This is a genomic window from Bacillus sp. PAMC28571 (assembly GCF_014250435.1).
In the GTDB taxonomy this organism is placed as follows: Bacteria; Bacillota; Bacilli; order Bacillales; family Bacillaceae; genus Bacillus; species Bacillus safensis.
On record NZ_CP060191.1, the window covers coordinates 2,211,756 to 2,236,474 of the forward strand.

Sequence of the window (24,719 nt, forward strand, 5' to 3'; positions counted from 1 at the left end):
CGCTTTAAAACGATATTTCATTTCGATAAGGCTTCATGACTTCAAGCACATGCTCAAATTCATCCTTTGTTCGAAAAGGAATGCCTTGCTCAAGCTGCTTTTCCACATGGCTTTCTAAACGGGACGTATCAATTTGAAAAAAGAGATGAATAGGCTCCGCCCAGCCGTCAGGCCTTCCATGAAACGTAGAAATCACACCGTCCTCTGATAATCCGATATATCCATTTGCTTTACTTAATGGAGAGATATCATCAATTTGCTTTCTAAAAAGGGCAAAATCCTCTTTTTGTTCTACCAGCGTCCAGCCTTTATACTGCGCCCAGAATGTGTCTTTGTCTTCTAATGATGCCCGGTGTCTTTCAATACTCACATCGCCGTCTAGATAGACTTTTTCAAGCTGGACGGTAATAGAGTTTGACTGCTTTTGCAAGTGTTCTTTTCCTTCCATATCCGCAGCAAAAAAAAGCACACTTGTCATGATAAGTCCTGTAACGAAACATTTCATCTTCACTTTCACTATTTACACCTCTTTAGAACATGAGATCGATGCATGACATATGTAGTTTGACCCATTTTTCTAAACATTAACCAAATCGATGATTCAAATGTATGTTAAGAGTCTTTCGTTGTATCCTTCATTCGTAAATGTTATGTTTTATACAATCCATTGCTTTATCGAATGACACGGTTTTTTCATCATTCGTTTTTCAGCCGCATAAACTGAAACCAAAGAAGGTGAAGTCAATGTCAGATGTCAAAAGATTAGCCGAATCGATTCAGTATCATGAAGAGAAACGTTTTCATAAGCTTGCCTATAAACCGGCAGAGCTTGAACTGTGCGGCAAAGGAAGAAGTGCCTATGTCTTTTTATACAAAAAAGACGGCAAGAAAATGGCACTAAAAGTCTTTTTCCCTTCTTATCAGCATATTGCCCGCAAAGAGGCTGCCATTTACGAAAAACTTTCTGGTTCGTCTTACTACCCTGAGATTTATGAGTCTGGGGATCAGTATATTTTAATGGAATATATTAAAGGCTACACATTCTATGAATGCCTTACAAAAGGAATTCCTATTAAAAAACAAATGATTGAACAAGTCGATGATGCGCTGGAGGAAGCGCGCGAGAAAGGATTGAATCCTTCTGATATTCATCTGCGCAATCTGATCTTAACAAAAGAAGGGCGGATCAGGGTCATTGACGTTGCCAGGTTCACGCAAACGAAAGCATGTCATCAATGGGATGATTTAAAAGCCGCTTATGCCTATTACCAAAAACCTTTTTTCCCTAAAAAAGCACCGCGTCTGTGGCTTGAAGTCATTGCTTATTTGTATAAAAAGAACTGGCTGTCCCGCGGGCAGCTTAATAATCGAAATGATTTTTCTGCATAATGAAAGCCGCTCTCTTTGAGCGGCTCAGATTGTTGACAAAGGGCTAAAATGATCTTAATTTTAGCCCTTTGTCTTCTTTTCAGCGTGATAGAAAACCTTTGCAGTCTAGGAAGGACGAGTACCGGAGCGGAGCGAATTGGACATTCGTGAGCACCGGAGCGCAGGACTGCGGGCGAATGCGAGGGTTTGTCTACACGCTGAGCCGCTCTATCTGAGCGGCTTTCTGCGTTATTCTGTTTCTACATGGATACTATTGACGTTTAATAGGTTAATGATTTCATTATTCAGCTTAAACCAATGATTGGCTTCTTCAATTTTTTTATACACATCATAGGTAGCTGGACGTTTGAGCTCGAAATCAAGCACTTCCCCATTGTTCATATGAAATGTTACCTTAAATACTTTCATCATAAGATCACCTTCCACTCTTCTTGTTCGCTGGTCAAATAGATCAGCTCTTTTCATTCATTCTCTATTGAACTCGTTTCCCCTCCTTGTTTCCATTCAAACCCAAGAAGTTTAAATTTTGTTTAAATTCGCACAAACATCTATCTCTCAAATCTGCAAAGAAGTATATTAGTTAAAAAGGAGGCTGCCCTTGATGAAGCAAAAAAAGAAACGAACATCTCCAGAAAGAAAAACAGTCTTTTTTCATTTAACAGATGCCCTCATTCCGAGTGTGGACATGATGGCATATGCAGTAAAGGCATTTTTTCACCTTTTAAGAAAAGCCTTCTCAGCCGTTTGATAAAACCCCGCACAGCATCGTGCGAGGTTCTTTTTTTAGGGCTGATAAATTTGACTTCCCTGGCTGACAAACTCCTTCGCCTTCTTTTCCATCTCTCTTTTCACTTCTTCAGATTGATTGCGGATATCATGAGAAATTTTCATACTGCAAAACTTCGGTCCGCACATCGAGCAAAAGTGAGCAGTCTTAGCACCTTCGGCAGGCAATGTTTCATCATGGAACGCCAAGGCTCTTTCAGGATCAAGTGACAGGTTAAATTGGTCCCGCCACCTAAATTCAAATCTCGCTTTCGATAAAGCATCATCGCGTTTTTGAGCCGCAGGATGTCCTTTTGCTAGATCAGCCGCATGTGCGGCAATTTTATAGGCGATTACGCCTTCTCTCACATCTTCTTTATTCGGCAGACCTAAATGCTCTTTTGGCGTTACATAGCATAGCATGGCTGTTCCGTACCAGCCGATCATGGCCGCACCGATGGCGGATGTAATGTGATCATACCCGGGCGCAATATCTGTTGTAAGAGGCCCTAACGTATAAAATGGGGCTTCCTTGCAAATGTCCATTTGCTTGTCCACATTCTCTTTGATTTTATCCATTGGGACATGTCCAGGCCCTTCAATCATTACCTGCACATCATGTTTCCAAGCGATCTCTGTTAACTCACCTAACGTTTCAAGCTCTGCAAACTGCGCTTCATCATTGGCATCAGCAATCGAGCCTGGTCTAAGTCCATCTCCAAGTGAAAAGGCGATATCATACGTTTTCATAATTTCACAAATATCTTCAAAGTGCGTGTAGAGGAAATTTTCTTGATGATGAGCAAGACACCATCTTGCCATAATTGCACCGCCTCTTGAAACAATTCCGGTTACCCGATCGACTGTCAGCGGAATATATCTTAATAGCACGCCCGCATGAATCGTGAAATAGTCTACACCTTGCTCTGCTTGTTCAATTAATGTGTCTCTATACACTTCCCACGTCAAATCTTCTGCGACTCCATTCACTTTTTCAAGGGCCTGATAGATAGGAACGGTTCCTACTGGAACTGGGCAATTCCGAATGATCCATTCTCTCGTTGTATGAATATCCTTTCCAGTAGACAGATCCATCATTGTGTCTGCCCCCCATCTGATCGCCCACGTCATCTTTTCTACCTCTTCATTAATGGATGACGTGACAGCTGAATTGCCAATATTCGCATTGATTTTGACATGAAAATTCCTTCCGATAATCATTGGTTCACTTTCTGGATGGTTAATATTCGAAGGAATGACGGCTCTTCCGCTCGCTACTTCCTCTCTAACGAACTCAGGGCTTAGCTCTTCTCTTATTGCGATAAACTCCATTTCAGGCGTAATGATGCCTTTTTTGGCATAATGCATTTGCGTCACGCACGCTCCTTGTTTCGCGCGGAGCGGCTTATGATGAAAATCAGTTTGGACAGAATGGAAGGACTCCTTCTCCCTTGACCGATATCCGTTATCTTCCGGTTTTACATGACGCCCTTCATAGCTTTCTGTATCTCCTCTTTCTTCTATCCATGCTGCTCTAAGACGCTTTAATCCTTTTGTGACGTCAATATGAACGTTCTCATCAGTGTACGGTCCACTCGTATCGTATACACGGACTGGTTCATTTTTTATGTCGCCCGCCTCTGTCACAGTATGTGAGAGTGCAATCTCTCTTTTCGGCACTAAGATATCGGGCCTTGATCCTTTCTCATACACCTTTCGGCTGCCGTCAAAGCTCGATAATAATGATTGGTTGGATGGGACACTTTTCTTTTCCTTCATTTGCTGTTCTCTCCTTTTCTTCTTGTCACCGGACAGGATGGAATCAGCACCAGCAAAAAACCAGGCTCTATTTAAAGAACCTGGTTTCGTCGTCAGAAATAAACATGCATATCATTGATAGGATACATGCATCATCTTCAACTTCCCCACGCTGGTACGAGCCAGATCAGGTCCAAAGGGTTAAGAAGTTTATGCTTCTCTCTCAGCCCATTTACGGGCACCCCTAGTCACTTTTATTGATTTCCACATCAGTGTAGCATAGAGACATCATGAAGAAAAGAAGATTCAGGAAAATAGTTCCTTTCCCCTACAAGCGTTATGGATCATGTTGATATACAGTCTTCTATACATCATCTATCTCTATCATTTCAATCAAATCTGAAATAAACATTGATCCTTTTCTCCTATTATGTATAATAAATCTAAACGGAGAATTTTTATACAATTTATTCAAAGGAAGTTCTAGTCGATTGCAAACATTTCTCACATTTATCGTCGTAGGATTCTCAATTGCTCTGCCTGTTGGAGCAATTACGGTTGAAATGACAAAACAGGGACTGAAAAACGGATTCTTTCATGGTTTAACTGTCGGAGCAGGCGGTATGACCATAGACTTATTACTTATTATGGCTTTATATGCTGGATTTGCTCAGTTTTTATCTTTGCCGTTTGTTCAAATCCCGCTCTGGCTGATCGGAGCTGTATTTTTAATGATTCTCGCATACGATTCCATTAAAAATGCGGATCAAGATATCCATTTAGCAGGAGAAAAGGTCAATAAATCATTCGCAAAAACATATAGGAACGGCTTGCTCGTGGCGGTATCTCCTGGGAATCTTGTGTTCTGGGTTTCTGTTTTTGGTGCTGTACTTGCGGATGCTTATACAAAAACAGATTCATCTGAATTTATGCTGGCTGCCGGCGGTATTTTGGCTGGGATTCTCCTTCATGACATCGGTCTTCTCACACTTGTATCCTTAACAAGAAAAGTGATGAATCGAACGATGATTAAGTGGACATCCATTATTGCTGGTATTTTATTACTAGGGTTTGGCTGTTATTTCTTTTACGAATTTTATATAGGCATCAAGGTTTATTTTTAAGAAAAGGCTAAAGTTCGTGATGAACTTTAGCCTTTTTGATGTCAAACTACCGGGTCATGCCTGTTTGACCTGTTTCAAATTGCGTTCTTCTCATATCTCTAAAGCGTGTGAATGCACCTTCATCTTTTATGACTTGGACTGCTCTTCCATCCGCATAACGAGTCGCTGCTTCTTCTACTTGTGATACGCCTTCTGACGTCAGGCGGCCATCTGATTTAATGGCTATATACACATTCTCATCCGTCACCATGACTTGAGAGTCTGTTACGTGATTCATTTTATTGACGCGGTTGGCAATTTTTCTTGAACGCTGGATGTTCTCTTGTTTATCGTAGCCAGAGAACGACATTTGGTTATGATAGTTCATATCTCCATGACTGTAGCGTCCATCTCCACCTGTGAGAGGCATTCGATCATCAGCTTGAGGACGTGTACGGTAATCAACATTCGTTGTATTTCTACCGTTCATTCCCTCCATGAGTTCAGAAACTGGTCCTTGATGATCTTGGTTGTTGTCTTCCGCTCGTTGATTCGAATGATAACCAACCGGCTGGCCTGATTGATTATGACGTGTATCGACACCTGCGTTATTATTTGCACCACATGCCGTTAAACCAATAGGAAGAAGCACTAATGCGATTGTTTTTTGCCATTTTTGTCTCAAACGAAAAACCCCCTGTACAAATTCAATCTCATGAGCGCGAAACAGGCTCTGTTTTAGCATGTACAGTTAGGAAAAAAATCAAGCTGTCAGTTATAAACAAAAAAAGGAACGATTGAGATCGTTCCTTCTGATTGGTGACAAATGGCTAAAATGTTTTTGATTTTAGCCATTTGTCTTCTTTTCAGCGTAATAGAAAACCTTTGCAGTCTAGGAAGGGCGAGCACCGGAACGGAGCGAATTTGACATTCGTGAGTACCGGCGCGCAGACCTGACACCGAATGCGAGGGTTTGTCTACACGCTGAAAGGAACGAATGAGATCGTTCCTTCTGTCATTAATCTTCTTCTTCTTCCTCCGGCCTTGCAAAAACGGATTGACCAGGATATGGCTGCATGTAAGGCTGAGCTGGATAAGCCCCCATTTGGCCATAAGGAACAGGATTCGGATAATGTCCCGGCCAAGGCTGATGATGCTTCATGCCATCATCGCATCCGCAATCTTCCTTGCCATATGCTGCATTTGAAACGTTTGGAAAAAAGCCTTGATTTGCGTTGGCATTTGCATTGGCGTTTGGATGCGTATGGTGATGCCAGTGATGTCCGTCGTTTGCATGGTGCTCATGATTTTCTCCGTAGTAAGCAGGCGCTTGATACGCAGGATAATAAGGATGAGCCGGGTATGGATATGGCATCATATGATGGTGATAATATGGATGGATAGGATAACATAAGCCTGATCCCGGTAAAATTGGCGATGCCGGCACCATTTGCTGCGGATATGGATACATCGCCGGCATGTAATGACCATGACCATAACCAAAATAAGGATCATATGGTTCATGATGATGATGTTGGTGATGATGCTCGTTATTTTCAGCCATTCCCCCTACCGCTGCCCCTCCCACATTTGGCATTTGCGGGAAGTTAGGAAGGTTCGGATAATTGCCATGCTCCATGTCTTTTCCCTCCTCTTTTTGATGCGGAATATGAATAAACGGATCATACCCCTTTGCCACTTCATCTTTTAGATGACCTTTATTTTCATGATGAAAATGGTCCTTGTGATCTTTATGTTCCTTATTTTCATGATGGACATGACCCTTGTTATCTTTGTGGTCTTTATTTTCATGATGAAAATGATCCTTGTGATCCTTTTTGTCATGAACATGATCTTTCTTCTCATGAACGTGATCTTTTTTTTCATGATGATCTTTTTTGGGAGGAGGTGTGAATGGCTGGTAGAGATTGGTCTGATAATAGTTCACATCCACTTGCGGAAAAACTGGCTGCTCGATTTTTGGCACTGGCGGTACATATGGCACCGGTTCATTTGGCTTTTCCTTCGGTTTCGTATCTTGCACTTGCACGACATCTTTTGGCTTTTCTTTCACATACGGATGTTCTTTCGTTTTTGGCATTTCTTTTGCTTTGTGATGATCTGTTTTTACAGGAACACCACTAGATGGAATTTTAATCTTCATACCCGGCATGATTAAATCAGGATTACTGAGCTGTGAATTTAGTTTTTTCAATTCTTGAAAGTCGACTCCGTATTTCTTTGAAATTTTCCAAAGGGAGTCTCCTTTTTGCACAATATGAATTTTCAACGTTTTCCCCTCCTATGCAAAACGTGAACGTAACGGTTATGTCAGAAGTACAATATGTTTCAACATAAATTTATGCCTATTTACAAGCCGATATGATAAAAACTTGTTTTCTGATAGGAGGGGCTGATTCATTATTTAATGGCGATCATTTTCTCGAGTGCAAGCAAAGCGTCTTTCGTGATGTCTTCATTGACCTGTATCAACCCGGCCGGCTGACCCTTCTCAATGCTTTCCAGTGACCATAACAAATGAGGCAAATCAATCCGGTTCATAGTCAAACATGGACACATATCTGGGTTAAGAGATTCAATTTGTTTATCTGGGTGCTGCGCTATGATCCGTTTGACTAAATTCATCTCTGTTCCAATCGCCCATTTGCTTCCTGCTGGCGCCTGTTTGATCGTATCAATAATAAATTTCGTTGAACCTGCTAGGTCAGAAGCCCTTACGACCTCATGCGTGCATTCAGGATGGACAAGAATTTGAATGTCACGGTCTTTTTTTCTCATGTCTTCTATATTCCGAACGGTAAACTTCTCATGTACGGAGCAATGGCCTTTCCATAAAATCATCTTGATCCGGGAAAGCGGCTGATCGGTGATGAGCTTTTCTTCTATCTGATCCCAGACAGCCATTTCTTCTAGCGGAATACCTAAATCAAAAGCCGTATTACGTCCTAGGTGCTGATCAGGGAGAAACAGAATCCGCTCTTTTTGTGTCAGCGCCCACTCGAGTACTTTTTTAGCATTTGATGAAGTCACTGTTGCCCCGCCATGTTTGCCGACAAATGCTTTAATGTCTGCTGTTGAATTGACATACGTAAGCGGAAGTATTGTCTCCCCAAACAAATCAGTGAGCTGCTCCCATGCTCTGTCTGTTTGTTTCATATTTGCCATATCTGCCATGGAACAGCCTGCCCTCATATCTGGCAATACGACGCTCTGATTCTTGTTTGACAGCATATCTGCCGTTTCTGCCATAAAATGAACACCGCAGAATACAATGTATTCAGCCTCATGATTGTCAGCCGCTATTTGTGCCAGCTGCAATGAATCTCCTGTTGCATCTGCAAATTCAATGACCTCATCCTTTTGATAATGGTGGCCTGGTATAAAAAGCTTTGAGCCAAAAGCCCGCTTAATGTCTAACACTCGCTGCTTCATCTCATCATCAGAGCGGTGTTTATATTCATCTGGCATCATGACTGCATGTTGATTGGCTAATACATTAAGCATGGACATGAGTTGTTCCCCCTTTATGACTGAATTCCATATTCATACTAAAATCAAATGCTGGAGCAGAATGTGTCAGAAAGCCAAGTGAAATAAGGTCGACTCCTGTGCCCCTGTAGCTTGGCAATGTCTCTAGCGTGATGCCTCCTGAAGCCTCTGTCAGAATGGACTCTGGTGTCATTTGTTTAAAACGTTTTACTTCGTCTGGAGAGCAGTTATCAAACATAATGACATCCGCTTTTGCATCAATGGCTTCTATAAGCTGCGTTTCTGATTCAATTTCCACTTCAATTTTCACCATATGACCGGCATATGCTCTTGCTTTCTCTACAGCTTCACGGATAGAACCGCATGCCGCAATATGATTATCTTTAATCATCACCCCATCCGATAAGCCAAAGCGATGATTCTTTCCACCGCCTGTCTTCACTGCGTATTTCTCTAACATACGCAGGCCGGGTGTCGTTTTTCTCGTATCACAAATCGTAATAGACGGGTCAGCTAATCTGCGGACCGCCTCATGTGTTAAGGTGGCGATACCTGTCATTCGCTGCAAAAGATTTAAAATGACTCTCTCTCCCTTTAATAAGTCGTTGACTGGGCCCTTTATTTTCGCCAGTACAGCGCCTGAATGAATCCAATCACCTTCTTGAAAATACAGCTCCGTTTGAATCTGTTCATTCAACAGGCGGTACCCTAGATCAATCACTTGTGATCCTGCCAATACACCAGATTGTTTCGCAATGATAAAAGCTGTTCCCTTCTTGTCCCCAAAGATGGCATCTGCTGATACATCTCCAAAGCCAATATCTTCTGTGAAAAAATGAGTGAGCATTTGTTTTAACTGTAAACGTTCCATTTGGCACCGATCCTTTCATTTTCCATAATATGAATGTGACCTTTTTCATGAACAATCTGCCTGCCCTGCCACAATGCATCGCTCCGCTCTGGATAATCCATTCGATAATGGCCGCCTCTGCTTTCTGTACGGAGTAATGCAGATTTGGCAAGGCAAACCGCTAATGCCCATTGATTGCTTAATTCGATCTGTTCATTTGTGATATCCTTCACATTAATTTGCTGAAAAGTGACATGCTGCAACGAATGAAGCAAAGTCTGCAAGCCTTTTTCATCTCTCACAATGGCCGCAAATGTAGTCATCCATTGTCTCAGCTGAGTTGTTGAAATCATTGGAACCATCCATATTTCTTGAATGGAAAAAGGTGGACTTGTTTCTTTCTGTTTAGGCAGTTGTTCAATTCTCTGTGCCGCTTTGCTGCCTAACACGAGACCTTCCAGAAGAGAATTACTCGCCAATCGATTCGCACCGTGTAAGCCAGTACAGGCCGCTTCTCCAATGGCAAATAGCGCTGGAACAGTCGTTTCTCCATATTCATTGACGCTGATGCCGCCCATTAAAAAGTGCATACCGGGGGAAATTGGCAGCCTGCCGCTTTCCATATCGACGCCTGCACGCTGGCACATCTGAGCTATGGCTGGAAAACGAGCTGAAAAATGCGGGATATCATGGATGTTAAGATACAATTGATGACCTAATTGCTGCTCATGAAAAATAGCTCTAGCGACCACATCTCTAGGTGCTAAATCAGCTTGTGGGTGAATACCTTTCATGATCCGCCTGCCTGTTTCATCTTCTAAATAAGCTCCCTCTCCCCGTACTGCCTCTGAAATGAGGCCAACTGCTTTTCCAGCGATTGTTAAAAGAGTTGGATGGAATTGAACAAATTCGAGATCCACTAATTGTGCCCCGGCTCGATAGGCCATCATCAGTCCGTCTCCTGTGATAGAAGGATCATTTGTGTTTGTCTCATATAGGGAGCCGCAGCCGCCAGTTGATAAAACAACGGCATCTGCGGTCATCGTATGTACGTGTCCTGTCTCGTCTTTCCATACAACACCCGTACATGTCCCTTCATGAATCAATAGATCAATGACATGATGATATTCGTATAAGTGAATATGTGAGCCGAGCTGACTTTTCAGAAACTGTACAAGGGTTTTACCTGATTGATCTCCTCCTGCATGCAAGATGCGATGTGTGGTATGTGCTCCCTCTTTGCCTAATTGCGGCTCTCCTGCCTCATCTTGATCAAATGGACAGCCTTCTGCTACGAGCTGCTCCACAAGGTGTTTTCCAAGTCTCACGATTTCTTGTACCGTTCTTTCATCATTGTGATCACAGCCGGCAGCTAGTGTATCTTGCACATGCTGCTCAGCTGAATCATGTGCTGAAAAGGCAGCAGCGATTCCTCCTTGAGCCAGCATGGAATTACTAGATGAACATTGTTTTTTTGTCATCATGATGACCTGGCAGCTTTTCGAAATGGTTTTTGCAAAGGAAAGCGCTGCAATACCTGATCCCACCACAATGACTTTTTTGATTGATGACACCATCGCCCCTCCTGTCATTTACACCTGTCTTGACACATATCATTACACAACACTAAAATAAATACAAGAAAAAATTTTCACACGGGAGATGGATGGGTTGGTTTATTTAGATTACGCAGCTTCTACACCTGTTTCAGAGGAAGCGCTGCATGTTTTTGAACAGCTAAGCAAAAATTTTTACGGAAACGCAAGCAGCCTTCATGATGCTGGGGGAAAAGCAAATGACATATTGACTTACAGCAGACAATCACTCGCTGCCATGATCGAGGGTGAACCGGATGGGATCTATTTTACAAGTGGTGGAACTGAATCCAATCTCCTTGCGATTCAATCGATCATCAATGGACTGCCAGCACATCAACAGCATGTCATCACAACTTCAGTTGAGCATCCTTCTGTTCATTATGCAGTTAGCAGCTTAGAGCGTTTTGGCGTAAAAGTCACGATCATTGAACCAAATCAGGATGGAATCATAACACAGGACATTCTCAAAAAAGCATTATTGCCTGAAACAGGACTAGTATCTATTCAGCATGCTAATTCAGAAACAGGAATTATCCAGCCGCTTGCTGAATTAGCGCCTCTTTTAAAAGAAAGGAACATTCTTTTTCATACAGATGCTGTGCAAACATTTGGAAAGATTCGTGTGTCCATCAAAGAACTTGGAGTCGATGCTGTGTCCATCTCAAGTCATAAAGTGTATGCTCCTAAAGGCGCTGGTGCCGTTTATATGGGCGCTCATGTTCCTTGGAAACCTTTATATACAGGAGCAGTTCAGGAAAATGGCTTACGTCCAGGGACAGTAAACGTTCCATGTATCGGTGCTTTTGCTGCCGCAAGTGAACAAGCGATGCTTAGGCTGGATGAACAGCAAAAATTAGATAAGCAGCTGCGTGATTATTTTCTTCAGCAGTTAAAAATAAGACAGCTGCCAGTTCGTACACTTCAGGACATTGACAATCGCCGCACGCTTCCTCATATTATTGGTTGTTTTTTTGAAGGGTTTGAAGGACAATATGTAATGTTAGCATGTAACCGGCATGGGATTTGTCTATCTACTGGAAGCGCATGTGCTTCCGGTTATCACCATCCTTCCCCTGCTGTGAAGGCATTGCGTGTATCAGATCGTGATGCCCTACAATTTATTCGACTATCATTTGGATATCAGTCATCAAAAGATGACATCGATCAGCTTTTGCATACATTTGAGCATTTGCAAAAGGAGAAGAAGGGAGCTTAGGACGTGGAGCAAGAGAGGAAACTCATTGGCGAAGAAAGAAGAAACGCCATTTTAGAGTGGCTGAAAGAAACAGACACACCGCTTACTGGAAACTTTTTAGCTAAAAAGGCGGCTGTCTCTCGGCAAGTCATTGTACAAGATATTTCATTATTAAAAGCAAAAAACGAACCCATTATTGCCACAAGCCAAGGCTATGTGTATATGGCAGCGCAGCATGCGCCAGAAAGAGAAATTGAACAAATCATCGCCTGCAAACATGATCCTGCCCGTACAGAAGAGGAACTGACCTTGATTGTAGACTTTGGAGTGACGGTGAAAGATGTGATCATTGAGCACCCTGTTTATGGTGAACTAACGGCCTCTATTCGCGTCAGCACACGGAAACAAGTCGCTGATTTTGTCCATCATATTTCTAACACCGGCGCGTCCTACTTGTCAGAACTAACAGACGGCGTGCACCTGCATACTCTCACTGCTTACAGCCAAAAACAGCTTGACCAAGCCATTCAAGCGCTGGATGATGCTGGGTTTTTAATAAAAGACTAAAAAAATAGTGTCCTGCACGGGACACTATTTTTCATTCGTTAATTCATATGTTTGATAGCTGCCAAGCAGCTTGACCTCACAGCCAATCGCTTCTAATTCTTGAATCGCACCAGGGACGAGGACATCATCCATCTCTTTTTCAATGTCAATAATAAATAAATAATGTCCAAGACCTGTTTTTGTCGGACGAGATTCAATTTTTGACAAGTTAAGATTCCGCCAAGAAAAAGCAGACAGCACGCGGTGCAATGCGCCTGATTGGTCATCCTTAGGCAGACTGACCACAATGGTCGTTTTTGGCTTTGATGAGAAACCAGAATTCATTGGGAACGATGCGTTAGGATCTTTATGTAAAATCACAAAGCGTGTATGGTTGTGCGGATAATCATGAATGTCTTTTTTTGCAATCGTCAAACCATACGTTTTTGCGGCAATTTCATTGGCAATAGCCCCGACAGCTTCATCTGGATGCTCACTGATGTATTTTGCTGCATAGCCTGTTGATTCCACTGGCCGATGAGGAATATGAGGGTACTGCTTTTTCAGAAATTGATGACACTGGGCAATCGCGTGAGGATGCGATTGAATGACATCTAACGTCTCCCAGCTCTCCGCTCTTGATGGGTGGACAAGCAAATGCTGCCGAATTGGTGCTGTCATCTCCCCCACAATGGACAGCGCTTCTTCATGAATTAAATAATCAATCGTTAAGTTCACAGAGCCTTCGAGTGCATTTTCAAGTGGAACGACCGCCAAATCGACTTCGCCTTTTGACACAGCATCCATACATTGCGGAATCGTTGCATAGGCACGCTGCACCGCATCTTTTGGAAAACAAGAGCATACGGCCAAATGAGTAAATGTTGCCTCTGGTCCAAAATAACCTACAGTTAATTGCTTCATCTGCTATGATCTCTCCTTTTACGCCCCAGAACCTAGAATTTCGACTTTTTCGACAAATTCAAGCTTTCTTAATTGATTCATGACAGTGTTGATATCATCTGCCATACCAGCTGTACTAATTGATAAGGTGACATTCGCTCTTCCTTGCAGCGGAATCGTTTGGTGAATGGATAACACATTACAGCCAGAGTCAGCCACAATTTGAAGCAGTCTTGATAAAGCCCCAGACCGGTCCTCAAGGTGGAAAAACAATGTGATGATCTGCTCTTTCACCATTGTATAAAATGGAAAAACAGCATCTCGGTATTTATAAAAAGCACTGCGGCTTAAATCCGCTTTTTGAACAGCATCGGCAACTGAATCCGCTTTTTTGCGATCGAGAAGCTTTTTGACTTCAAGCGTTTTTCGCATCGCATCTGGAAGTACATCCTCTCTTACTAAATAGAACGTTTCTTCTTTCACCTGTTTTCTCCCCTTTTAAAAACGGGAGAGCCCATGGTCTGGACCCTCCTGTTGATCAATCAATAAATTCGAATTCAAATTCAAGCAGACGAATGATGTCGCCATCTTTTGCTCCGCGCTCACGCAAGGCATCATCGACACCCATTCCGCGCAGCTGTCTAGAGAATCGTTTAACAGATTCATCTCTTGAGAAGTCTGTCATCTTAAACAGACGCTCAAGTGCTTTACCCGTTAAGACAAATGTGCCATCAGGATCTCTAGATATCTCAAATGGTGCATCGCCTTCATCAAACCTGTACATCACGCGGTTATCCGACAGCTCCTCTTCATTATAAAGCGGGAATTCCGGTGTTGTTTCAAGCTGATTGGCGATTTCAAATAAGAGCTCACGAAGCCCTTCTCTTGTGATCGCACTAATCGGGAACACTTTATAGTCATCCGTTAATTTTTCTTTAAATGCCTCTAGATTGTCAGCTGCATCTGGCATGTCCATTTTGTTCGCAACAATGATTTGCGGACGCTCTGTCAATCTCATATTGTACTGCTCAAGCTCTTCATTAATCGTCACGTAGTCTTCGTATGGGTCACGTCCTTCAAGTCCAGACATATCAATGACATGGACAATGACACGTGTACGCTCAATATGACGTAAAAATTGATGACCTAAGCCAACGCCTTCGTGCGCTCCTTCGATCAGTCCTGGCAGATCCGCCATAACAAAGCTTCGGTTATCGTCTGTTTCAACAACCCCGAGGTTCGGTACAAGCGTTGTAAAATGATAATCCGCAATTTTTGGTTTCGCAGAAGAGACAATCGAGAGCAGCGTTGACTTCCCGACACTTGGGAAACCAACAAGTCCAACATCTGCAAGTACTTTTAATTCTAAGATGACGTCACGTTCTTTACCTGGCTCACCGTTTTCAGACAGCTGTGGTGCAGGGTTTGCTGGTGTTGCGAAGCGTGAATTTCCACGTCCGCCACGTCCGCCTTTGGCAATGACAGCCCGCTGCCCATGCTCTGTCAAGTCAGCTAGTACTTGTTCCGTCTCTGCATCTGTCACAACCGTACCCGGCGGAACTTTGACAATCATTTCTTCCGCATTTCGGCCATGCTGGTTTTTACTCATTCCGTGCTCGCCGCGGTCAGCCTTGAAATGGCGCTTATAACGAAAGTCCATTAACGTTCTAAGTCCTTCGTCTACTTCAAATACAACATCTGCACCATTTCCGCCATCGCCGCCTGCTGGGCCGCCCTTTGGTACATATTTTTCACGACGGAACGCCACCATACCGTTTCCGCCGTCACCGCCTTTAACATACACTTTAACCTGATCTACAAACATAACTTCCTCCGTTTCTCTGCATCACATATCTCGTTCTTGCCTCAAACAAAGCTCAATCATGGACTCATGAGGCGTCACATGAAATTGCGTTATACTCATACATGGATAGTTTGCGTCATGAAACGCATTTAACGCATCCAAACTTGTTAATTTTCCTTTGAAATCAAAATATAAGATCACATCATTTTCTTCATGATCTGTTTGGAAAGTGACCGTTAAATGATTTTCAGTTTTTTGGCAAACTGATTGATCGAATATCGAAAACAACTCCTGTGATACCGTTAGCAGCTGCGATTCATATGCTGATAAGTCTCGGGTTTCACCAAGCACTTCATATTCTAAGGTGATAAAATGCGACTCCCAATTAAATGTTAGAAAGTAATAGGCCAATTGGGGAATTTTTAAATTTGAGAGTTTGGATTCATGCTGTGCTTCAATGACCATTTCTTCTATAATTTCAAACACGCGGTCATATTTTTCTAATGTCAAGTTGCCTTTGATCAGCTGTAATTTATTCATCCAGTCGTGTCTTGAACGACTGAGCAGATAGATCAATTCATTTGTTAATGCAACGTGAGTTAATTTTTCATTTTCTTTACTTGGTATCTCTTCCATTATCGCACTCCCAATCGTTTGGTCTCTCTTTTAGGAGTCTTATCATCAATATGTCTCCCTGAATTATAACAGAGAAGACAGCATAGAAAAACACTAGTTATGTGAGGAAAGGTTGTTTTTTCTGATCGTATAGGAGAAAATGAGGCAAAGTCAGCAAACGTTCTTTGATATTTATGGAGTGCATCTTCTTTTATCATCTTCGGTACTGCTTGTAAAAAGTGAAAAAACTCCAGTCAATGACCGGAGTTTTTAGCAATTATTGTGCCGCAGGATATACGCTCACTTTTTTACGGTCACGACCGAAACGTTCGAATTTAACCGTTCCGTCGATTTTAGCGAAAAGAGTGTCGTCGCCTCCGCGTCCAACGTTTTCACCTGGATAGATTTTCGTTCCACGTTGACGATAAAGGATAGAACCACCAGTTACGAATTGACCATCAGCACGTTTAGCGCCTAAACGTTTAGACTCAGAGTCACGTCCGTTCTTTGTAGAACCTACCCCTTTTTTAGATGCGAAAAATTGAAGATCTAATCTAAGCATGAAGTTCACCTCCTATTTTTTTGTTGATATTCTCACATAATCGTGATAATCTCGTTCAATTGTCTCTAAGGAAACGACCATGCCTTCTAAAAGCAGCTGGGCTTTTTCAAAGGATACTGGATCTGTATCAGCCGGCAGTTCAAAAGAGAAGTAGCCGCCATCTTCACCAATATCAAGCAGTGGGTCCAATCCTGTCAGTGCAATAATTGAATTGACTGAGCCGAAAACAACAGCAGATACACCTGCACAAACGAGATCCTGACCTATTTCAGCAAACTCGGCATGTCCAGTCATCTGAAAAGACGTAATGCTTTCATCTGCTGATGACCGAGTAATGGTTGCTTTGATCATATCACTCACACGCCTTAAGCGTTGATTTTTTCGATAACAACTTTAGTGTAAGGTTGACGATGACCTTGTTTCTTGTGGTTGTTTTTCTTCGGTTTGTACTTGAACACAGTAATTTTCTTACCGCGACCTTGTTTTTCAACTTTGGCCGTTACTGTTGCTCCAGCAACTGAAGGGTTACCCACTTTGACAGTGTCTCCGCCGACAAACAATACGTTTTCGAAAGTTACTGTTTCACCTGCTTCAGCAGCTAGTTTTTCAACATAAACAGTTTGACCTTCTTCAACTTTTACTTGTTTACCACCAGTTTCGATAATTGCGTACATCTCTGCACCTCCTAATAAACTCAGACTCGCCGAATACAGGGGGCCATAGGCACTTTACACCTGCTCCGCGCGGTTGTAGCACGGGTGCTACATATCCATAACATTAAAAAATATATCAAACTAGACGCAGAATGTCAATGTATTTTCACCATTAGTATGGTAAAAGAAGCTCTTCCATTGAGGAGGTGGTTCTGCGATCTGAAAAATACGCATGGAGCAGTTCATTTTCATCAAGCTGGCTCATCTTCACGCCATCTCTTTCAATAATAATCGGATGCTTGCAGCCCCTTTGAAATCGTGCCATCACTTCGTATACTTTTTCCTCTGCACTTGCTCTCAGCGGAATCAGTTTTTCTACCTTTTGCTCTTTTTTACCGTAATACCGTTCTAGTAAAAAGCGAACCCTGACGTAATGCCGCTGCCTGTGCTCCATCACGAGTGAATAAGCTAAAAAAGTAAGCAGCACCCAGCCATTGAATTGCAGCGGTGCAAACAAAAGTAACCCTCCTGTCAATAGACCGAAAAAGACAAGTGAGCCTTTTATTGCTAGGGCATGTGCACGTTGGAAAGGGTAAAAAACAGATAAGAGCAAAAAGAATAATTTTCCGCCATCAAGCGGCCAAACGGGCAAAAGATTCACAAGGAAAATCGCCATATTATAAAAGGTAAACATCGTAAAGACATCGTGCGAGATAAGAGAAGCCTCCATGAAAAGCCATGCGATGAGCTGGAGCGGTACATGCTGAAGCGGCCCGCACAAAATGACCGCCAGCTCTTCTTTTAACGGACGGTTCCCATGTTCCTCTACTTCCACCGTTCCGCCAAATGGCAGTAAAAAAATCCGCCGAATGCGCCAATGATAATAGCAGGCAGCCGCTGCATGTCCAAGTTCATGGACACAAACAATCACGAGCAGACAAAGCAGCGGCTTGATTTGACCTGACAGAATCGCAAACGCCATCACAATCCACAGCAGCGGATGGATGTGAATTTTCGTCAGCATGAGCAGCCATCTATTCAAAGGTCATCACCTGAATAGGATCGATAAATTGTTCATTTTGCTTAATAGCAAAGTAATACGTGCCCTTCCCTTGATCATCAAGCGAAATCTGGCCAATTTTTTCACCCTTATCGACAAAATCGTATAAGGCCACATCGGCTTTCTTTAATTGACCGTACCAGCTATAGCTGTTATCTGCATGCTGCACTACAACGGTAAGCCCTGTATCGCTTTGTTTTTTCACCTCGACCACATAGCCTTCCTTCATACTATCAATGGCTTCAGCGGATGTCTCCACTTTGACACCTGCTCCATTTTGCGTAAAGGATTCCTGCACTTTACCAGAGGCAGGAACAGCTAGTTCTTGATTCGCTTGTACGTCCTTTTGGCCATCTTTTTTCTCTGTTAAAAAGGCCAGCGGATGTCCAACTGTTTTTTCAAACCAGCGGTTAGCAGCAGCAAATTGAAAATCTTGCTCAAAAGTCTGAGTAATCATTGGCTTCAGCTGCTGAAACGGACCTGTCTGACCTTTAAATGAAATGGCTGCAATCAAGACAAGGGACGCTGATAATAAGCATTTAAGCACAAAGGTATTCGGGTTAAATAAGGGATGACGGTATTTCTTTGTCTGATGAGTCGCCGGTTCATAGGAGGTCGAGCCAGAATGCTTTTCTTCCTCTGTCAGCATAACCCATGGCGGGATATCTTCTTTTTTCTTGAAAGCCGTCTTCTTAGGAGGAGCGGCTGGCTGCATCATTTTGCGGCGCTGCGCGATTTTCTTTCGGTACTCGTCCACTCTTTTCATGAGATCACCCTTTACATACAAACAGTTTGTACATTTTATGTGACAACCCCATCTGATATGCAACAAAAAGACCGATTCTAAATCGAATCGGTCTCAGCATGCAGACAAACCCTTGCATACAGTGTCAGGTCTGCGCTCCGGTACTCACGAATGTCAAATTCGCTTCGCAAAGGCAGCCGTCTTTCCTAGACTGCAAAGGTTTTCTATCACGCTTAAGTGATTATGCTCTTACACCAAAAAATGCTTTGAGCTTTGCAAACATTCCCTTGTTTTCTTCTTCAAAAGATTGAAGCGGAACAGATTCGCCTAGTACGCGGCGGGCAATATTGCGATAGGCAATCGATACTTTGTTTTTAGCATCCATAACAATCGGTTCACCATTGTTTGAAGCCTTAATCACATCATCATCATCTGCTACGATGCCAAGTAGATCAATTGATAAATGATGTACCACTTCATCTACATCCATTGAATCGCCATTTTTCGCCATGTGTGTACGAATACGGTTGACAATCAAACGAGGCGGTTCGATATCTTCTTGTTCTAACAAACCGATGATTCGGTCCGCATCTCTTACAGCTGAGATTTCAGGCGTCGTCACGACAATGGCCTTGTCTGCACCGGATACAGCATTTTTAAAGCCTTGCTCAATTCCAGCAGGGCAGTCAATGACAACATAATCAAAGTCTTGTTTTAATGATTGAATTAATTCTTTGATCTGTTCCGGCTCTACAGCCGTTTTATCACTTGTTTGAGCAGCAGGTAAAAGATACAAAAGATCCTCGAAACGCTTATCTTTTACAAGCGCTTGATGAATTTTGCATCTTCCTTCTACTACATCGACTAGATCATAAATAATGCGGTTTTCTAGCCCCATCACGACATCCAGATTCCGAAGGCCGATATCGGTATCAACTAGACACACTTTTTTTCCTTGAATTGCTAGTGCTGTGCCTAAGTTTGCAGATGTTGTTGTTTTGCCAACGCCGCCTTTTCCTGAGGTAATCACAATAGCCTCGCCCAATTTCACATTCCTCCCTCAAGCCTTGTCAGATTAGGTCTTATATGAGCCAATTGCTGCAGGCGTTCAATGATCATATTGCCATCTATATCTAAATAAGCACATTCCATTTCATTTCCATCTTCTTTTTGGTCTGGCGCGCGGTTAAAAACTTGTGCGATGCGAAGCTGTGTTGGAATCATATGAGATGCCGCAATAACAGCCTGTTTGTTGCCATTACATCCAGCATGCGCCACACCTTTTAATGCGCCAAGCACAAAAATATTTCCTCCTGCGCGAATCGTTCCGCCAGGATTGACATCTCCTATTAATAAAAGATCTCCTTCGACATGCAGCACCTGTCCAGAGCGTACAATTTTTGCTACAGAAGTAATTTCAGCCTCTGCTTTTAATCGTCTCGCCTCTTCAGTTGACATGACTTCACTTTCAATGGAGTGGATGACGAGATGTTCATTTTCAGACACCGCTTCAGTCAAACGTGTCTCCTGATCCTCTGTTAAATACCGAAAACCAAGCTTAATATGCACATTGACCTTATGTCCTTCTCTTCCATCTGTATATTGCTCAAGTAATAGAACCTCTCGCAAGCCGGAAAGAAGGTCATCAAACGAACAGTCATCATTTAACTGTAATGTTAATCCGTTTTTTGTACCTTTTATCGTCACATATTGCTGTTTTTGAGTTTTCAAGATGCTCACCTCAACAACATACTCATTTCGCCGTAATTGGACAAACTCCTGCTTTTATTCGTCGATCAGTCCTTGTTTCACGTGGGTGAAAAAGAGCCTAAACGGCACAACAAGTATGAGAGACGCAGCAGTATTTAAAAGAATCGTTGGAATAAAGCGTTCGATGACATACGTATTAAACGGCATAATCCCTGGTTGAATTGTCGCTTGAACGCCGTATACATAAAACTCCATCACGGAAACAGCAATAATCGACAGAAAGACAACGACTAACATATTCGTTTGCAGAACTTTAAAGGCTTTTGCTAACAAATAGCAAAGCGCCCCAAAGCCAAACATATGAACACCAAGTATGCCTGTATATGAAATATCATATAAAAGTCCAAAGATAAATCCGTAAATCACACCATATTTTTGATTCACAAAAGCAGTCATAAATACAAGTGCGAGTAAAATGAAATGAGGAGCTAAAATTTGATTCTCTGAAACAAATGGGAGCTTCACTAAATCAACAAAAATGCTGTCAAATACGAAGATAAACAACATGACGAAAGCAAGAAGGACACGTTTCACGAGCCTTCCTCCTTCGTCAATTCAGATGCATCTGCTGTACTTGTGCTGCGATTCACCACAATCACGCGGTCTAAATTGTTAAGTTCAGCCGCTGGTTCTACGTAAATGATCTTTGTCAGGCCGTAATGGTCTGGCTCGATTTCACTTACCTTACCAATCGTTAAGCCTTGCGGGAATACGCCCCCTGCTCCAGATGTTTCAACAAGATCTCCTTTTTTGACATCCCCATCTGCATCAGATTTCAGAATATTCATAGTCAGCATTTTTTTCTTGCTGTCATAACCGTTAATGATTCCATTGAGTTCTTCTTTGCCCTTTTTCGCAAAAATTTTCGTTGAAATTCTATTATTTTGGTCAGTAGAGCTTAGCAATCTTACAGTCGAAGTAAAATTGTTGAGCTTATCACTTTCAATCTTCCCAATTAATGCGCCACTCTCATTAGTGACTGCCATATCTTTTTCCACGCCTTGTTTTTTCCCTTTATCAATCATCACAAAGCTATCCCAAAGAGAAGGGTTTCTTGCGATAACAGTTGATAGAATTGGCGTGTAGTCACGAATAGAGTTCACATAGCCAAGCTGTTTGCGAAGTTTTTTGTTCTCATCTTCTAGTTCTTGAAGTTTCGCCTCATATTGAGTTTGTCCATCAAGTTTTTTTCGAAGACGCTCGTTTTCATCATATGTGTTCTTTAAATCTTGTACGTTCCCATAAATACCGGCAATAAATTGTGATGGTTTATGAAAGACACCTTGAAAAAAGCCTGTCGTATCCCCCACTAATTTTTCCGGCCATGAAGCACCTCTGCCGCTTTTCACTGAAAAACCAATCATGGCCACCAGTACGATGACACAGACAAGGAGCAACATTAATCTTTTATTCATAAAAAACTGCGGCATGTCTTACACCTCTTTAATTACGCCCGATTATCGATTATCTTTTGATTTTCCTTTGAACAAATGAATATGTTCTAGTGCTTTCCCTGTCCCGATTGCCACACAGTCAAGCGGGTCTTCTGCAATAATGACTGGCATTTTCGTTTCATCGCTAATGACTTTGTCAAGATTACGCAGCAGTGCACCGCCTCCTGTTAAAACAATTCCGCGGTCCATAATATCTGCTGCGAGCTCAGGCGGGGTTTTTTCAAGAGTCATTTTCACTGCATCGACAATTGTTTCCACCGTATCGCGAAGCGCTTTTGCAATCTCTTCTGCCGTAATAGAGATTGTTTTTGGCAGACCTGTTAAAAGGTCACGTCCGCGAATGTCCATCTCATCATGTACGTCAGGCTGCGCAGAACCGATTTCCATTTTAATCGCTTCTGATGTACGATCACCGATCATTAGATTATACGTTTTACGGATGTAGCTGCTGATCGCATCATCCATCTCATCTCCTGCCACACGGATTGATTGTGATGTCACAATGCCGCCAAGAGAAATAATCGCTACTTCTGTTGTACCGCCGCCAATATCCACAACCATACTTCCTGTTGGTTCCCATACAGGAAGGTTAGCACCGATTGCCGCAGCAAATGGTTCTTCAATAGGGTATGCGTCACGTGCACCAGCTTGTCTTGTTGCATCAATGACTGCACGCTCTTCTACAGCTGTAATACCAGATGGTACACATACCATGACGTAAGGTTTACGAGCAAAAAGCCCTTTGCCTTTTAATGCTTGATTAATGTAATATTTCATCATTGTTGCTGTCGTCTCGTAATCTGCAATGACACCGTCTTTCATTGGGCGTAGTGCCACAACATTACCAGGTGTACGGCCAATCATGTTTCTAGCATCATTTCCGACTGCCACTATAGACTTCGTATCAGTTTCCAAGGCTACGACCGAAGGTTCTCTTACAACAATGCCTTTTCCTTTAATAAAAACAAGCGTATTCGCTGTGCCAAGATCTATTCCAAGGTCTTTTGTACCAATTCCAAACATATGTATGTATCTTCCTTTCTTAAACCAAAATTCCCTTAGGGAAAAACTCATAAACTCTATTATATCGTAAAACATTGAAAAAAAAAGTGTTACAAATACCCTTTTTCCTTCAAACTCACAAATTTTTGATCACCTATGACAAGATGATCAAGCAGCTGTATTCCAATCAGCTTTCCACATTCAAAAAGTCGCTGTGTGACTTCAATATCTTCCCTGCTCGGCGTCGGATCTCCAGATGGATGGTTGTGCACACATATAAATGAAGCAGCGGACCGTTTAAAGGCCTCTTTGAAAATTTCACGCGGGTGAACGATGGATGAGTTCAAACTTCCAATAAACACGGTATGTTTATGAAGGACTTGATTTTTAGTATTGAGATAAAGACAAACGAAATTTTCCTGTTGTAAAAACCTCATATCTTCCATCACAAAGTTTGCCCCATCCTCTGGTGTGCGGATCACATAGCGGTTGTCCGTCGTTTGATGGTGTAATCTAGTGCCGAGTTCTAAAGCAGCTAAAAGAGAGACCGCCTTCGCCTTTCCAACTCCTCGAATCTTCGACATTTCTTCAATTGAGGCTTCTCTTATCGTGCGAAGACCGCCAAATGTTTGCAGAAGTCTTGCGGAAATTTGAAGAACTGATTCCTTTTTTGTGCCTGTCCTTAAAAGAATCGCAACAAGTTCATGGTTTGACAGACTGCCGGGACCATATTTGATCAATCGTTCTCTCGGCTTTTCATCTTGAGGAAAATGCTTTAGCAACATAGGGAAATCGTTCATGATGCCCACTCCTTTTAGATTCCTTCCTGTCATCAAAAAGGGGTGATTCCAAATGTTTCGAGCACTCTAACTGTTTTGGCAATAGGGAGACCTACAACGGAAAAATAATCACCATCTATTTTTTGAACAAACAGTGCGCCTTTTCCTTGAATGCCATAGCTTCCCGCTTTATCAAGCGGTTCTCCCGTTTCGATATAGCGGTCTATTTCATTTTGCGTAAGTGTCCAAAACGTCACTTCTGTCTGTTCATAAAATGTTTCTTTTCTATTCTCTGACTGAATCGTGACACCCGTCAAGACTTGATGTGTCTTTCCTGACAATAATTGAAGCATTGAGGCCGCTTCTTCCTTGTCTTTTGGTTTCCCAAGACATTTGCCGTCAATTGCAACAATCGTATCTGCACCAATAATCACAGCTTCGGGATATAATCTTTGAATATCACTTGCTTTTTGTTCTGCCAACCATTGGACGTTCTCTGCAGGAGAAAAGTTTCGATTTATTTCTTCTTTTAATTGACTTGCTTGAATGTCATAAGAAAACCCTGCTAGATCAAGCAATTCTTTTCTTCTAGGGGATTGAGATGCGAGAATCAATTGGTTCATGTTTGTTCATCCTTTCAGGGTTTAGCCTAAGAAGT

Annotated in this window: 29 protein-coding genes, 1 riboswitch and 1 other annotated feature; of the genes, 5 read left to right on the forward strand and 24 right to left on the reverse strand. The window is 42.3% G+C overall.

From position 1 onward, the window contains the following. Window positions 1-4 precede the first annotated feature (4 nt). Window positions 5-505, reverse strand: coding sequence for an intercompartmental signaling factor BofC (locus H7F25_RS11175; RefSeq protein ID WP_073979823.1), 501 nt, complete (start codon window positions 503-505; stop codon window positions 5-7). A gap of 239 nt (window positions 506-744) precedes the next feature. Here H7F25_RS11175 and H7F25_RS11180 point away from each other — a divergent pair, with 239 nt between their 5' ends. Next, window positions 745-1,389: a serine/threonine protein kinase gene (locus H7F25_RS11180; protein WP_034279877.1), complete on the forward strand. Its 645-nt coding sequence runs from the start codon at window positions 745-747 to the stop codon at window positions 1,387-1,389. A gap of 228 nt (window positions 1,390-1,617) precedes the next feature. Here the strand turns inward: H7F25_RS11180 and H7F25_RS11185 are convergent, their stop codons facing one another. Continuing rightward, window positions 1,618-1,800 carry a hypothetical protein gene (locus H7F25_RS11185; protein WP_008342761.1) on the reverse strand — a complete coding sequence of 61 codons (183 nt, stop codon included), beginning with the start codon at window positions 1,798-1,800 and terminating at the stop codon, window positions 1,618-1,620. 190 nt (window positions 1,801-1,990) lie between these two features. Here H7F25_RS11185 and H7F25_RS11190 point away from each other — a divergent pair, with 190 nt between their 5' ends. After that, window positions 1,991-2,137, forward strand: a complete 147-nt coding sequence (locus H7F25_RS11190; protein WP_164512168.1) for a hypothetical protein — start codon at window positions 1,991-1,993, stop codon at window positions 2,135-2,137. Between the two features lie 35 nt (window positions 2,138-2,172). Here H7F25_RS11190 and thiC read toward each other — a convergent pair whose 3' ends face one another. Then, window positions 2,173-3,933 (reverse strand): phosphomethylpyrimidine synthase ThiC, encoded by a 1,761-nt coding sequence (gene thiC / locus H7F25_RS11195; protein ID WP_149126423.1) that lies wholly within the window; start codon window positions 3,931-3,933, stop codon window positions 2,173-2,175. Between the two features lie 126 nt (window positions 3,934-4,059). Beyond that, window positions 4,060-4,168: riboswitch (TPP riboswitch) on the reverse strand. A gap of 235 nt (window positions 4,169-4,403) precedes the next feature. Here thiC and H7F25_RS11200 point away from each other — a divergent pair. Next, window positions 4,404-5,036: a LysE family transporter gene (locus tag H7F25_RS11200; RefSeq protein ID WP_056767994.1), complete on the forward strand. Its 633-nt coding sequence runs from the start codon at window positions 4,404-4,406 to the stop codon at window positions 5,034-5,036. A 46-nt stretch (window positions 5,037-5,082) separates the two neighbouring features. Here the strand turns inward: H7F25_RS11200 and H7F25_RS11205 are convergent, their stop codons facing one another. From H7F25_RS11205 to nadB, 5 genes are all read right to left on the reverse strand, one after another. Beyond that, on the reverse strand, window positions 5,083-5,700 hold the full coding sequence (locus tag H7F25_RS11205; protein WP_185853727.1) for a YhcN/YlaJ family sporulation lipoprotein: 618 nt from the start codon (window positions 5,698-5,700) through the stop codon (window positions 5,083-5,085). 333 nt (window positions 5,701-6,033) lie between these two features. After that, complete coding sequence (safA, locus tag H7F25_RS11210; RefSeq protein WP_185853728.1) at window positions 6,034-7,305, reverse strand: SafA/ExsA family spore coat assembly protein; 1,272 nt, start codon at window positions 7,303-7,305, stop codon at window positions 6,034-6,036. 131 nt (window positions 7,306-7,436) lie between these two features. Continuing rightward, entirely contained in the window at window positions 7,437-8,546 is a 1,110-nt protein-coding gene (gene nadA, locus H7F25_RS11215) for a quinolinate synthase NadA (RefSeq protein WP_185853729.1), read from the reverse strand. Further along, the gene (gene nadC, locus H7F25_RS11220; protein ID WP_034621107.1) at window positions 8,533-9,396 is read right to left on the reverse strand and encodes a carboxylating nicotinate-nucleotide diphosphorylase; all 864 of its coding nucleotides are present in this window, start codon (window positions 9,394-9,396) and stop codon (window positions 8,533-8,535) included. Before nadC ends, nadA begins: the two co-directional genes overlap by 14 nt. Beyond that, window positions 9,378-10,952, reverse strand: coding sequence for an L-aspartate oxidase (gene nadB / locus H7F25_RS11225; RefSeq protein ID WP_185853730.1), 1,575 nt, complete (start codon window positions 10,950-10,952; stop codon window positions 9,378-9,380). The genes nadC and nadB overlap by 19 nt, the downstream gene beginning before the upstream one ends. A 94-nt stretch (window positions 10,953-11,046) precedes the next feature. Here nadB and H7F25_RS11230 point away from each other — a divergent pair, with 94 nt between their 5' ends. Beyond that, window positions 11,047-12,189, forward strand: a complete 1,143-nt coding sequence (locus H7F25_RS11230; protein WP_185853731.1) for an IscS subfamily cysteine desulfurase — start codon at window positions 11,047-11,049, stop codon at window positions 12,187-12,189. 3 nt (window positions 12,190-12,192) lie between these two features. Continuing rightward, window positions 12,193-12,735 carry a transcription repressor NadR gene (locus tag H7F25_RS11235; protein WP_185853732.1) on the forward strand — a complete coding sequence of 181 codons (543 nt, stop codon included), beginning with the start codon at window positions 12,193-12,195 and terminating at the stop codon, window positions 12,733-12,735. Window positions 12,736-12,759: 24 nt separating this feature from the next. Here the strand turns inward: H7F25_RS11235 and pheA are convergent, their stop codons facing one another. The 16 genes from pheA to H7F25_RS11315 all read right to left on the reverse strand — a co-directional run bounded on the left by pheA (window position 12,760) and on the right by H7F25_RS11315 (window position 24,684). Next, window positions 12,760-13,638 (reverse strand): prephenate dehydratase, encoded by an 879-nt coding sequence (gene pheA / locus H7F25_RS11240; protein WP_024423155.1) that lies wholly within the window; start codon window positions 13,636-13,638, stop codon window positions 12,760-12,762. Between the two features lie 18 nt (window positions 13,639-13,656). Beyond that, the gene (locus H7F25_RS11245; protein ID WP_008342790.1) at window positions 13,657-14,100 is read right to left on the reverse strand and encodes an ACT domain-containing protein; all 444 of its coding nucleotides are present in this window, start codon (window positions 14,098-14,100) and stop codon (window positions 13,657-13,659) included. A 55-nt stretch (window positions 14,101-14,155) separates the two neighbouring features. Further along, window positions 14,156-15,442: a GTPase ObgE gene (gene obgE, locus H7F25_RS11250; RefSeq protein WP_024423156.1), complete on the reverse strand. Its 1,287-nt coding sequence runs from the start codon at window positions 15,440-15,442 to the stop codon at window positions 14,156-14,158. A 21-nt stretch (window positions 15,443-15,463) separates the two neighbouring features. Then, a complete protein-coding gene (locus tag H7F25_RS11255) occupies window positions 15,464-16,057 on the reverse strand; it encodes a sporulation initiation phosphotransferase B (RefSeq protein ID WP_024423157.1) in 594 nt (197 codons plus the stop codon). Between the two features lie 256 nt (window positions 16,058-16,313). Next, a complete protein-coding gene (gene rpmA, locus H7F25_RS11260) occupies window positions 16,314-16,598 on the reverse strand; it encodes a 50S ribosomal protein L27 (protein WP_003216586.1) in 285 nt (94 codons plus the stop codon). A 12-nt stretch (window positions 16,599-16,610) separates the two neighbouring features. Continuing rightward, window positions 16,611-16,949, reverse strand: coding sequence for a ribosomal-processing cysteine protease Prp (locus H7F25_RS11265; RefSeq protein ID WP_073206522.1), 339 nt, complete (start codon window positions 16,947-16,949; stop codon window positions 16,611-16,613). Window positions 16,950-16,963: 14 nt separating this feature from the next. Continuing rightward, window positions 16,964-17,272 (reverse strand): 50S ribosomal protein L21, encoded by a 309-nt coding sequence (rplU, locus tag H7F25_RS11270; RefSeq protein WP_003216781.1) that lies wholly within the window; start codon window positions 17,270-17,272, stop codon window positions 16,964-16,966. 12 nt (window positions 17,273-17,284) lie between these two features. Continuing rightward, window positions 17,285-17,357: a sequence feature (ribosomal protein L21 leader region), on the reverse strand. A gap of 66 nt (window positions 17,358-17,423) precedes the next feature. Next, window positions 17,424-18,293, reverse strand: a complete 870-nt coding sequence (locus H7F25_RS11275) for a M50 family metallopeptidase (protein WP_185853733.1) — start codon at window positions 18,291-18,293, stop codon at window positions 17,424-17,426. Continuing rightward, window positions 18,286-19,077 (reverse strand): M23 family metallopeptidase, encoded by a 792-nt coding sequence (locus H7F25_RS11280; RefSeq protein ID WP_185853734.1) that lies wholly within the window; start codon window positions 19,075-19,077, stop codon window positions 18,286-18,288. Before H7F25_RS11280 ends, H7F25_RS11275 begins: the two co-directional genes overlap by 8 nt. A gap of 220 nt (window positions 19,078-19,297) precedes the next feature. Then, the gene (gene minD / locus H7F25_RS11285) at window positions 19,298-20,101 is read right to left on the reverse strand and encodes a septum site-determining protein MinD (RefSeq protein WP_017358134.1); all 804 of its coding nucleotides are present in this window, start codon (window positions 20,099-20,101) and stop codon (window positions 19,298-19,300) included. A 2-nt stretch (window positions 20,102-20,103) separates the two neighbouring features. After that, window positions 20,104-20,787, reverse strand: a complete 684-nt coding sequence (minC, locus tag H7F25_RS11290) for a septum site-determining protein MinC (RefSeq protein ID WP_024423161.1) — start codon at window positions 20,785-20,787, stop codon at window positions 20,104-20,106. 54 nt (window positions 20,788-20,841) lie between these two features. Next, window positions 20,842-21,360 carry a rod shape-determining protein MreD gene (mreD, locus tag H7F25_RS11295; RefSeq protein ID WP_024423162.1) on the reverse strand — a complete coding sequence of 173 codons (519 nt, stop codon included), beginning with the start codon at window positions 21,358-21,360 and terminating at the stop codon, window positions 20,842-20,844. Then, window positions 21,357-22,256 carry a rod shape-determining protein MreC gene (gene mreC, locus H7F25_RS11300; protein ID WP_024423163.1) on the reverse strand — a complete coding sequence of 300 codons (900 nt, stop codon included), beginning with the start codon at window positions 22,254-22,256 and terminating at the stop codon, window positions 21,357-21,359. The genes mreD and mreC overlap by 4 nt, the downstream gene beginning before the upstream one ends. A 27-nt stretch (window positions 22,257-22,283) precedes the next feature. Beyond that, complete coding sequence (locus H7F25_RS11305; RefSeq protein WP_007501538.1) at window positions 22,284-23,303, reverse strand: rod shape-determining protein; 1,020 nt, start codon at window positions 23,301-23,303, stop codon at window positions 22,284-22,286. Between the two features lie 89 nt (window positions 23,304-23,392). After that, the gene (radC, locus tag H7F25_RS11310) at window positions 23,393-24,067 is read right to left on the reverse strand and encodes a RadC family protein (RefSeq protein ID WP_029706175.1); all 675 of its coding nucleotides are present in this window, start codon (window positions 24,065-24,067) and stop codon (window positions 23,393-23,395) included. A 47-nt stretch (window positions 24,068-24,114) separates the two neighbouring features. Then, complete coding sequence (locus tag H7F25_RS11315; protein ID WP_024423165.1) at window positions 24,115-24,684, reverse strand: Maf family protein; 570 nt, start codon at window positions 24,682-24,684, stop codon at window positions 24,115-24,117. Window positions 24,685-24,719: the final 35 nt, after the last annotated feature.